At 66.0% G+C, this 9,789-nt stretch carries 12 protein-coding genes; 7 read left to right on the top strand and 5 right to left on the bottom strand.

Going from position 1 to position 9,789, the window contains the following annotated elements:
• The 4 genes from Q664_RS42850 to Q664_RS53455 all read right to left on the bottom strand — a co-directional run.
• On the bottom strand, nucleotides 1-255 hold a 255-nt coding region (locus Q664_RS42850; protein ID WP_152622662.1), incomplete at its 3' end, for a hypothetical protein.
• 11 nt (nucleotides 256-266) lie between these two features.
• Nucleotides 267-842, bottom strand: a complete 576-nt coding sequence (locus Q664_RS42845; protein WP_043410251.1) for an imm11 family protein — start codon at nucleotides 840-842, stop codon at nucleotides 267-269.
• Nucleotides 843-860: 18 nt separating this feature from the next.
• Nucleotides 861-1,610 (bottom strand): AHH domain-containing protein, encoded by a 750-nt coding sequence (locus Q664_RS42840; RefSeq protein WP_043410248.1) that lies wholly within the window; start codon nucleotides 1,608-1,610, stop codon nucleotides 861-863.
• Nucleotides 1,611-1,625: 15 nt separating this feature from the next.
• Nucleotides 1,626-4,310 (bottom strand): TIGR02270 family protein, encoded by a 2,685-nt coding sequence (locus Q664_RS53455; protein WP_152622661.1) that lies wholly within the window; start codon nucleotides 4,308-4,310, stop codon nucleotides 1,626-1,628.
• A gap of 14 nt (nucleotides 4,311-4,324) precedes the next feature.
• Between Q664_RS53455 and Q664_RS42830 the strand changes: the two genes are divergently transcribed.
• Nucleotides 4,325-4,789: a DUF4150 domain-containing protein gene (locus Q664_RS42830; RefSeq protein WP_043410244.1), complete on the top strand. Its 465-nt coding sequence runs from the start codon at nucleotides 4,325-4,327 to the stop codon at nucleotides 4,787-4,789.
• 192 nt (nucleotides 4,790-4,981) lie between these two features.
• On the opposite strand, the gene Q664_RS59615 is transcribed toward Q664_RS42830, so the two are convergent.
• On the bottom strand, nucleotides 4,982-5,161 hold the full coding sequence (locus tag Q664_RS59615; protein WP_043410240.1) for a hypothetical protein: 180 nt from the start codon (nucleotides 5,159-5,161) through the stop codon (nucleotides 4,982-4,984).
• Between Q664_RS59615 and Q664_RS63085 the strand changes: the two genes are divergently transcribed.
• The 6 genes from Q664_RS63085 (at nucleotide 5,093) to Q664_RS42800 (ending at nucleotide 9,637) form a co-directional block, all read left to right on the top strand.
• Nucleotides 5,093-5,251 carry an ATP-binding protein gene (locus Q664_RS63085; RefSeq protein WP_369406347.1) on the top strand — a complete coding sequence of 53 codons (159 nt, stop codon included), beginning with the start codon at nucleotides 5,093-5,095 and terminating at the stop codon, nucleotides 5,249-5,251. The two genes, Q664_RS59615 and Q664_RS63085, sit on opposite strands and share 69 nt — an antisense overlap.
• Before the next feature lie 593 nt (nucleotides 5,252-5,844).
• The gene (locus Q664_RS42820; protein ID WP_043410238.1) at nucleotides 5,845-6,267 is read left to right on the top strand and encodes a CBS domain-containing protein; all 423 of its coding nucleotides are present in this window, start codon (nucleotides 5,845-5,847) and stop codon (nucleotides 6,265-6,267) included.
• Nucleotides 6,268-6,358: 91 nt separating this feature from the next.
• On the top strand, nucleotides 6,359-6,775 hold the full coding sequence (locus tag Q664_RS59610) for a hypothetical protein (protein ID WP_043410234.1): 417 nt from the start codon (nucleotides 6,359-6,361) through the stop codon (nucleotides 6,773-6,775).
• 91 nt (nucleotides 6,776-6,866) lie between these two features.
• Nucleotides 6,867-8,087: a cytochrome P450 family protein gene (locus Q664_RS42810; RefSeq protein ID WP_043410233.1), complete on the top strand. Its 1,221-nt coding sequence runs from the start codon at nucleotides 6,867-6,869 to the stop codon at nucleotides 8,085-8,087.
• A gap of 84 nt (nucleotides 8,088-8,171) precedes the next feature.
• On the top strand, nucleotides 8,172-9,104 hold the full coding sequence (locus Q664_RS53450) for an alpha/beta hydrolase (protein WP_052519383.1): 933 nt from the start codon (nucleotides 8,172-8,174) through the stop codon (nucleotides 9,102-9,104).
• Complete coding sequence (locus Q664_RS42800; protein WP_043410231.1) at nucleotides 9,101-9,637, top strand: hypothetical protein; 537 nt, start codon at nucleotides 9,101-9,103, stop codon at nucleotides 9,635-9,637. The genes Q664_RS53450 and Q664_RS42800 overlap by 4 nt, the downstream gene beginning before the upstream one ends.
• Nucleotides 9,638-9,789 lie beyond the last annotated feature (152 nt).

Genomic DNA, 9,789 nt, shown 5'->3' with positions numbered 1-9,789 from the left:
GTCGTCCAGGACGTTCTCCGCCGCACTGCGGCCCAGGTAGTACTTCCGGGTCAGCGCCGATTGGATGAGCCAGTGGAAGAACCCGTCCACCTCCATCTCCGCCAGCAGCAGGCAGATGCCCAGCGCGCGGTAATGCGCTGCCATCTCATGGCAGATCTTCCCGAGTGACCTGACCGACTTCTGGCGCGTCGCCACGTCGATGAGCATCCTGACGTGCGGGACAATCTGCTGGGGCAGTTCTTCGAGTCTGGGCATGAGGTCGGGGCTCAGCCCTTGAACTCAGAGGGGGATACGAATTTGATTCCCGTCAGGCCCGCAGCCTTGATCTTCTCAATGAGGTCGTCCCGGTAGACGGCGACGAACGGATAGTGCCTCATCCGGAAGAGTGACACCTGGGGGTCGATCCGGCTCTCGTCGAGCACGATGTTCCTGATGCTCAGGAACACCTCAGGGTTGATGGGGTTCCGTTCGAACGGCGTCTTCTCGAGGTCGATGCACTCCTGCAGCACCTTCTGATGAATGAGGTAGTACGGCTCGGGCTCCTTCCGGCCTTTGAGATTGATGATGCCCACTGGCAGCAATTCGTTGTTCTTGAGCTTCTCGGCCTCGAAGAATGCCTTGGCGCGAGGGGAGACGACGAGCAGGTTTCCCGTGCTGGCGATGAAGTCCTCCAGCTTGATGTCATTCGGGAACTTCTCGTTCATCTCGTAATGAGCTTCGGGGGGGAAGCCCGCCGCCAGGGATACGCCCTGATGGAATCGGAATTGCTGCTCGACTCCCTGCAACATCTTGAGGCGGCCCGCACCTCGTCCGATGCGTACCTGGCCAATCATGTATTTCATAGGGATGCTGGCTCCGTGCTAGCCGAAGATTGGGTTGCGGTCTCCCGCCATGGTGAACGGCACATACCAGTCATCGTCCGGATCATCGACATGGCGCCGATTCCACTTGTCCTCGTTGGCCCCCTGGCCTCTATCCACCAGGCGGTTGCGCCACTTCGTTTGCAGGAGCTTGAGGGCGCTGGCGACGTTGACGGCATCCAGCTTGTGCTCCCCGCGAACCGCGTCCACTTGGTTCCAGACATTGTTGAGCAAATCTGTCTTCAATAATTCGTCATACTCCAGATGCCCCCATTGGCTGGGGTTGTGGATAGGCAGGCCTTCCGGGTTGATGGCGCCGGAGTTGAAGAGCTTGAGCCATCGATCTCGGGTCGCTCGCGCGAAGGCCTTCTCGTTGTTGAACCAGTCCACCCACACCTTGGTGCGCGGGGCGTGTGTGGTCAGCCACTCGAGGTCGACCTTCCTCTGATAATACTGGTCATAGGAATGGTAGGAGGGTAAGCCAATCATGTTATCGGGGTTGTTGATGTTCCAGTCCGTGATGTACATCACGTCCTCAAGATACTGGAGCCCGATGCTCTTGCCTGCCTCGGCGACGGATTCGTCAATCATGTCGTCGGGGACGATGTGGTGGGCCTCGTATCTGGGACCGCGATAGCCCGACTTACAAGAACTCTTGTAGTCCTTGTACGCTGGCTTGCCGTCCTTGACCTTATCGAACCAGCCGAGGCGCTTTTCCTGGTTCCGGTCGAGGTGCTTCGGCTCCGCCATGGAAGTCCTCCTGCGTCACGAAGGGGCTGCGCTGATGTTCAAGGCCCCCTTGAGGCCGTCGTCAGCCGCCAGCCACACCACACACCGAGGCGAGGGAGCATAGCAACGCGCCAGAGCACGCGCCACCATGCAGACGGCGGCGGGCCCGGTGGCCGCGCCGAGCGCCCCGAAGGACTCCGCCACGTGCCAGTGCGGGAGCTCGCCGAGCTCGTGTGTTCCCTTCAGCCGGACAAGGGCGAACCCCCAGTCCTGGGCCCGGCGCTCGTCGCCATTCAGGTCTCCGACCACCCAGCCAGGTTGCTCGTGCGCGACCGGCGCTTCGCCTAGGGTCGCGCGAAGGACTTCCGCGAGTGCGCGCCCCGTCCATGGGCTGCCCGCGAGACGATCCGCGTCGTCCCTGGCTTCGCTCGCACCCCCGAGCCATGCATGAATGGCCGCGCCCCGTTTCTCCGCGGCCCTTCTTTTCTCGACCAGCACGAACGCCGCCCCCTCTCCTGGCAGTAGCTTGGCCGGTTGGGTGGGGGTCCTCAGCAGCCGGAGGTTGTCGAGCGCCTCCAGCGTGAGTGGCTCCACCAGGCTGTCGATGCCTCCCACGATGCAGCGCTTGAGCGCTCCTCGTGCGATGGAGTCCTCCGCCGCGCGCAATGCGCGGATGAAGCCGACCTGATCTCCGAAGAACAGCCGGCAATGCTCGGGAGGAACGTCCAGCCGGGCTTGGCGGAGGAGCGCCGGGACAAGCATCTGCTCGTATTGGAGCCTCCGCGTCTCAGCGGCTCCCGTGTCCAGGGGGGGGGCTTCCTGGGAGGCTCCCTGCTCCCGTGCGGCCTGCTCGGTGACGCGCCGCTCATGAGCGGACAGGTAGAAGCTGCTCGGAAGGGCGATGAAGAGCCCCGTCTGGGCCCACTCTTTCTCACCACTGCTCACGGAGAGGTCCTCCAGAGCGGCGGCTCCCAGGCGCGCGAGGCGGCCCACCCCCAGGAAGCCTCGGGTGAGCGTGGCAATCGTATGACCCTTCGCGGGCTGGAGTTGCTCGCTCTCTGAATCCCACTGCTGGAGGGTGTCCAGCTCCGTTATCCTCAAGATGCCAGCGCGGCTGGCCGCGCAGCTTGAGACCACGTCGCCGCCAACCGAGGAGACCATTCCTAGGGCCGTGACAGCGAGCCCCGCGCTCCCGGAGGACGATGATGGTGTTCTGCCCTCCGGGCCTCGTCCGGGTGGCGCACCGGCCGGTGCGCCGGCCGGCCCCGATGTCATGGCAAAAGGACGATTCAGGCTCCCCTCGGGGAGATGCCGGACCCGCTCGAGCGCCTGGCGCTGGCGCTCTGTGAAGGCCCGGACTGACACGCGGTGCTCGCCATGGGTCCGGATCGCGAGCTCCAGCGCGAGTACGGGGCGCCGCCGCATTCCCCCGTGCCCGAGTTGCTCCAGGAGCCGGCCTGGGGTGAACGGCTTGCCCCCGGAGTATCGGGTGCCTGGCTCGAGCTGAGCGCGCGCCTGCTGCCACCATCGCTCGACGGCCTCGACGTTGGGGTGTGGCAGCAGCTCGGCGGGGGAGGGGACGAGGTCGGCATCAAGGTCCTCTTCCTCGAGAGGGATGAGCTCGTCCGGCGCGGAAGGGGCCTCGAGCGCGAACTCCCCCTCCAGGGACAGCCCTGTGATGGCCGAGAATGCCTCACCGGCAATCCTGGAGAGCGTGTCCTCCCGCATCCATGTCAGGCAGGCCTCGGCCGCTGCCCTGCGCCCGCTAAAGCCGAGTGCCCAGAGTGCATCCCTGCGCAGCTTGGGGACGGCGAGGGTTCCCAGCAGCCGCTGGAGCTCATCGGATGAGCCGCCTAGGGCAAGCGCCAGCATGGCAAAGCCGGAGGCCGAGGCATGACGGGAGACGAGTTCCACGCAGGCGGTCCATGCCGCGCGGTGGCCGAGCACGAGGCCCGCCTCCAGGGCAGCGTCTCGGACGGTAGTCTCGCTCGAAGCCAGGCCTTTATCGAGGAGTGAAGGTGCCAGATGTAGGGGAACGCGGGCGGCGGCATGGAGCACGGCCTCCTGCAGCACGGGCGCTCCCAGGTCGAAAAGCCGCTCCAGACTGCAGTCGGGCCGGACGCGGCGAGCCGTCAGCACATTCAGAAGGGAGGCTCTGACCTCGGGGGAGCCTTGCTGGAGCAGGGGCATCAGGTGAGCCTCGATTCCCCGCCGCTCACACAGTTCAAGGGCGCGGCAGATCGCCGCGCGCTGCGGCTCCGCCCCCTCCTGGATTCCCCTGAGGAGCAGCTCGACCGCGCCATCGTTCTCGTCCATCAGCAAGGCCAGCGCCGCCGCGGAGAGCCGCTCCTGCTCATCACACTCCAGGGCCGGGCGTAGCAGCCGCTTGCCGACTGGAGCGCCACCCAGGACCAGCAGGTCCAGCCGGGCGCGGAGCCGCTCCTCAAGCGCGGCGACTTCCGGAAGGGTGTAGTCGGGTGAGAGCAGCGAACGCTCCCGATGTGACCAGAGGAACGCCGCCTCATCAAGGCTCTCCTCCATGATGTCCCAACGGATGAGCCGTGGAGGTATTCGAGCGACCTCGGGACGGCCGCCCGTCCCGCGTTCGGAACTGGGTTGCATACCGGAGGATGTAGCTACCGCGGTCGCCCGATGTCCAGCCTGGATCGGTGGTGCTGGGCCCGAGAGGCAGCCCTCTGCTATCATCCCCGGGTTGAACAATCCCGGAGGACACCTTGGGGAACACAGTGGGCGTGAACAAGATGTCCGTGGTGACCAAGGACAGCAATGGAACCACCGTGGCCGTCCCCGATGTGTGCAAGACGCCTAGCCCGGGAGGGCCCATTCCGATTCCCTACCCCAATATTGCCCGCTCCGCCGACACCGCGAAGGGCAGCAAGACGGTGACGGTTGAGGGCAACCCGCTGTGCCTGAAGGACTCCAACTTCAGCACCAGCACCGGCGACGAGGCTGGCACGGCCGGCGGTGGAGTGGCCTCCGGCAAGACGAAGGGCAAGGCCGAATTCGTCAACTACTCCTTCGACGTGAAGGTGGAGGGCAAGAATGTCGCCCGGGCGATGGACCTCATGCTCCACAACGACAAAAACACCCCACCCGCCCCTCTGATTCAGCCGCCCGTCATCGGCCTGGGAAAGGACAAGACGGAGCCCGAATGCCTTGTATGCGGGGAGCACTTCTAGCGGGGTAGCCGCGCGAACGCCCGAGCCGGAGACCCAAGAGGCAGGTTCAAATCCTGTCTCCCCGACCATTAAAAGCCCTGGAGTTTCTCGGGCTTACAGTGAGACTCCAGAGGCTTTTTCTTTTCCCGCGTTCACCTCCAGCAGCAAACTAGCAGCAAGCGGAGATGGCTCGCCTCTGGCGGCTGTCGGGGACTACTCGGCCGGGGTCGGCTCGTGCGCCGCGAAGTCGAGCTGGTTGAGGCCCTTGCGCATGTCCTCCACATCGAGGTGGCCGTACACCTCCGTGGTGATGGCCGGGTCCGAGTGGCGGAGGATGCGCTTTTTCCCAACGCCGCGTGCGCCACCGCGCTGATTGACCGCGTCATCCACCACGCTGACGTCCTCGCCATCGAAGGCGAGAGCTACCGCCGCCGCGAGGCCGAGGAGGCCGCGACGACCAGGAAGGCGAAGTCCAAGCGCTGAGCCTCACCTCGGACCGGGATGCCGAACCCCCGGTACACCTCCGGCTTCCCGGTCCAAATTTCCGCGCTTCCTCGTGAACGCCAACACCCGGACCACCCCGCCGGGGAGGACGTCTCGAGAAGAACTCGCCCGGCTCGCCCCTTGAGCCCCTGATGGGGGTGGACTCGACGATGTCCTCGAACTCGACGACGGAGATGCGATAGCCAGCCGAGCGTAGCGCCTCCGTGCCCCATTTATCGGGACCTGACTCGTCGAGTTCCACTGGGAGGAAGGCGGCCCATTCACCGCGTGCACCTGCTTGTGTCCCGGCTCGGAGCACACCCCAGGAGCATGATGACTCCCAGCAGCAGCAGTCGCATCGAAGGGACTCCTTCCGGGCAGCGTGCGAAAGAGGGCGTTCAGGGTCGCACTGCCGGAAGCGAGGGACGAGCCGTTGAATGGGGGTAAGTTGACCTTCTAACCACCGCCCCTGGGTCCAGGCAAAGCGTTCCCCGGAAGGACTCCAGGCATCCACACAGGGAGGCGGTGGAGTTGCCCCCGGTGGGTTGCATCGCGCGGTGGGCGTGCGCTGCGTTCCTGAAAAGGGAGGAGCCATGTCGCTCGCAAGGTTCTGCCGCAAGACGGTGGCCGTCATCCAGCCCAGCCAGAGCGTGGCCGAGGCCGCCCAGGCGTTGCGCGACCATCATGTGGGCGCGCTCGTCGTCGTCCAGGAGGCGTTGCGCCCGGTGGGCATGCTGACCGACCGGGACATCGTCACCCGGGTAGTGGCCGAGCGGAAGGACCCCGGGGCCCTGACCGTCGGAGAGGTCATGTCGCCCGAGCCCACCACCGCCCATGTGGATGACTCGCTCGACCGGACGCTCTTCACCCTGCGGGAGCAGGGCGTGCGCCGCCTGCCGATCGTCGATGAGCAGGGGCGCGTGGTGGGGCTCGTGTCCCTGGATGACGTGCTGGTGCTGCTGTCCGGGGAGTTGGGCCAGACGGCCGCCGCCGTGCGCGAGAACCAGGGACCCTGAGGATTGCCCGCGGAGTACATCGAGCGCCTGCTCTGCGGGGAGGAGGGCGGACGAGTGGAATCTCGCTCTTCCATCGGATTAGCCTGCCTGGATGCTCGACATTCCCATTCGCCGGCTGATTCCGGTCCTCCTTCTCACGCTCACCGCCGGCTGCGAGGCCGTGGAGGGAGACTGGTGCGACGACACCTTCACCCTCTGTGCGGACTCCAGCGAGTACTGCTACCTGTGCGACGACGCCGATAGCCTGTGGATCGAGGGGCGGTGCGCCACCTCGCACGAGACCGCGCAGGCCTTCTGCAATGGCACCGGCACCACGGGCGGCGGTGGCGCGTGCGGCAACACCCCGTACACCGGCCCCACCGGGGACCCGCAGTCCGACTCGTTCTGCAAGGCGGCCTACAACTACAAGTGCAGCGGCGACACGGAGAAGGTCCAGGCCAACTGCGCCATCTACCGCCAGATGCGGGAGGACAACCCGAAGATGCCGAACTGCCCCTACTGCCAGTGAGGACGCGGCTGTCGCCGGAGAGTGGCTCGGACCTATCCTCCCCAGGCCTCGGAGTTCTAAGGTTGGCGTCTTCCAGGCGAAGGAGTGCTCCATGACGGCCAGTCCCCTGTTCGCGGAGGGAGAGACGCTGTGGTCCCCCCACGTGCGCGCCAACCCGTTCCCCCTCTACAAGCGCATGCGGGAGGAGTTCCCCGTCGCTCCGATCACGGATCCGCAACTGGGGATGCATTTCTGGCTGTTGACGCGCTACGAGGATGTGGTCTCGATGGTGAGGGATCCTCGCTTCACGCAGGATCCCACCCGCCTGCCCGAGGAGGTCCGGCAGCGGTTCTTCGGCCATAAGCTGAGATCGCTCAGCCGGCACCTGCTGACCGTGGACCCGCCGGACCACACGCGGATGCGCTCGCTGGTGTCCAAGGCCTTCACCCCGCGCCGCATCGAGGAACTGCGCCCGCGCATCACGGCGATCTGCTCGGAGCTGCTGGAGGGGCTGATGGCCCAGGGCTCCGGGGGGGACTTCCTCAAGGTGCTCGCCTTTCCGCTGCCCGTCATCGTCATCGCCGAGCTGTTGGGGATTCCCTCGGAGGACCGCGACCGGTTCCGCGAGTGGACGCAGACGTTCTTCGCCCCTCCGTCGAAAGACTCCCAGGAGAAGACCCGCGAGGCCCACCAGCACTTCTTCAAGTACCTGGGGGAGGTTTTCGAGCAGCGCCGCCAGCATCCCCGGGACGATCTGATCAGCGCGTTGCTCGCCGTGCAGGAGCAGGGGGATCGGCTGAACGCCGAGGAGCTGACGAGCATGGTCTTCCTGATGCTCGTCGCCGGTTACGAAACGACAGCGAACCTGTTGGGCAACGGCCTGCTGGCGCTGTTGCAGCATCCGGAGCAGCTCCAACGGCTGCGGGAGGATCGCTCCCTCATCCCCTCGGCGGTGGAGGAGATGCTGCGCTACTGCGGCCCGTTCGAGCTGAGCATCCTGCGCTTCGCGAAGGAGGACATGGAACTGCACGGCCAGCGCATCCAGGCCCATGAGGCCGTCCGGGTGAACTACCTGGCCGCGGACCGGGATGCCGGGCAGTTCCCCGAGCCGGATCTGTTCGACGTGGGGCGCACGCCCAACAAGCACGTGGCCTTTGGTCATGGCATCCACTTCTGTCTGGGAGCGCCCCTGGCCCGGTTGGAGGCCATCGTTGCCTTCGAGTTGCTGCTGGAGCGGCTCCCGGAGCTGCGTCTGGCCACGGCGCCCGAGAAGCTCACGTGGCGCCCGAGTGCCCAGTCTCGTGGGCTGGTGAGTCTGCCCCTGGCGTTCTAGCTCCTGAGCGGACGGCATGTTGGGGCCCCATCCTTCCGCCGTTCTCCTATGTTCCCTCCGGGTGACCTGAGTCTCCGGAGGAGCATGGATACCGAGGCGGAAGTCATGAAGACGAGGTGGTTGTTGCCCGCGGCCTTGCTGCTGGCCATCACGGGATGCGGCGGGCTCACCGGTGGCGCGGAAGGCGACGTCACGTACGCGGAGGTGCCCAGTCCGAGTGAGCCGGGTGGGGTGCATCCCCTGACACTCGACATCGCGGTGCCAGAGGGGCCGGGTCCCTTTCCCGCGATCGTCTTCATCCATGGTGGCGGGTGGGTCATCGGAGATCTGGACGACTACGCAGATCGAATCCAGGAAGCGAGCCGGCGGGGCTTCGTCGGGGTGACCATCAACTATCGGCTCGCGAACCTCGATGATGGACACGGCAAGGCGCTCCATCCCTGGCCGGCGCAACTGCAGGACGTGCGTTGTGCGCTCCGGTGGCTCGCCGCGAATGCCGCCACGTACCAGGTGGATACGAGCCGGGTGGGGGTGATTGGCGGATCCGCTGGCGGGCACCTCGCGATGATGTCGGCGTACGCCCGGAACGAAGCACGCTTCGAGCCGGACTATTGCCCCTACAGCGAGAACCTCGAGGTGAAGGCCGTGGTGTCCATGTGCGGCGCCGGTGACCCCGCGTCCGTCTATGAGACGACGGACTGGTGGATCAAACCCTACGTCACCCGGTTTCTCGCGCTGCCGGACGGAGCGAAGGTGAGGGATGCGCCCGAGGTCTTCGCCGACGTCAGCAACCTCACCTACTTGGGGCACGGTCCCAGGGTGCCACTGCTGATCCTCCAGGGGACGGCGGACACCCTCGTCCTGCCCGAGGTGCAGCGATCCTTCGCGGTCTCGGCTCAATTGCTCGGGCAGGAGGTCCACGTCGAGTACCTCGAAGGCGCGGGCCACGACATCGATGCCACCCACCGGGCCGAGTCGGACGAGTTCATCTGGAAGTGGTTCGGGGAGCGGCTATGACGATGCGCCACTTCATCTGCATGCTCGTGCTGCTGGGGGCGCCGCGGGTTCTGGCCCAATCAGGGGAAGGGGAGACCCACGTTCCAGCCGAGAACCCCTTCGCTCTCCGGTTGGGGCTCAGCGCCCGGCCGCTCATCGGTCTCAGCGGGGTGAGCGCCATCAGGACGCACACGCTTCGGGACGGGGGTTGGGTGGCCGTGGACGTCGTCCCCTCCTACCGGCTGTCACGACTCTTCGCCGCCGAGCTCGGCCTGTCGGCGATGGTGCCCGTGAAGGACGCGTGGGGGTTTCCGGACTTCCGGCTCGCGGTGACGCCCGCCGCCCGGATCGACGCCGGGCCCGTCTACGCGCGCATCGGGGTACCCCTGATGTTCGGGGAGGGCTTCAGGATGAGCGCACAGGCCGCGGTGGGCGCGACGCTCTTTGATCGCGTCTACGTGGGCGTCATTGGGGAGGCCAATGTCAGAGACCTGCTGGGGATGGTGGGGCTCGAGCTGGGCGTCCGCTTCGGCGGCCCGAAGCCTCACATCTAATCCCCTTCAGGTATGTTCGTGATGGAGTACCCCAGGGAACAGCGCGACCATTTTCCCCTCGCCCTCCGGGAGAGGGACAGGGTGAGGGTGTTCGAATCTCGGGTTGAATCCCCTGTCCCCACTGGGGGCCACGGGTTGAAGAACGGGCCCGG

The organism is Archangium violaceum Cb vi76, assembly GCF_000733295.1.
GTDB classification, from domain to species: domain Bacteria; phylum Myxococcota; class Myxococcia; order Myxococcales; family Myxococcaceae; genus Archangium; species Archangium violaceum.
Note: the sequence above shows the minus strand (reverse complement) of the source record. Positions and strands in the feature narration are given on the sequence as shown.

What these genes read in the sequence shown, in the direction of transcription:
- Q664_RS42810 (WP_043410233.1), top strand. Translation starts at nt 6,867, where the DNA reads ATGACGGCCAGTCCCCTGTTCGCGGAGGGAGAGACGCTGTGGTCCCCC.
- Q664_RS42840 (WP_043410248.1), bottom strand. Translation starts at nt 1,610, where the DNA reads ATGGCGGAGCCGAAGCACCTCGACCGGAACCAGGAAAAGCGCCTCGGC.
- Q664_RS42800 (WP_043410231.1), top strand. Translation starts at nt 9,101, where the DNA reads ATGACGATGCGCCACTTCATCTGCATGCTCGTGCTGCTGGGGGCGCCG.
- Q664_RS42820 (WP_043410238.1), top strand. Translation starts at nt 5,845, where the DNA reads ATGTCGCTCGCAAGGTTCTGCCGCAAGACGGTGGCCGTCATCCAGCCC.
- Q664_RS53450 (WP_052519383.1), top strand. Translation starts at nt 8,172, where the DNA reads ATGGATACCGAGGCGGAAGTCATGAAGACGAGGTGGTTGTTGCCCGCG.
- Q664_RS42845 (WP_043410251.1), bottom strand. Translation starts at nt 842, where the DNA reads ATGAAATACATGATTGGCCAGGTACGCATCGGACGAGGTGCGGGCCGC.
- Q664_RS59610 (WP_043410234.1), top strand. Translation starts at nt 6,359, where the DNA reads ATGCTCGACATTCCCATTCGCCGGCTGATTCCGGTCCTCCTTCTCACG.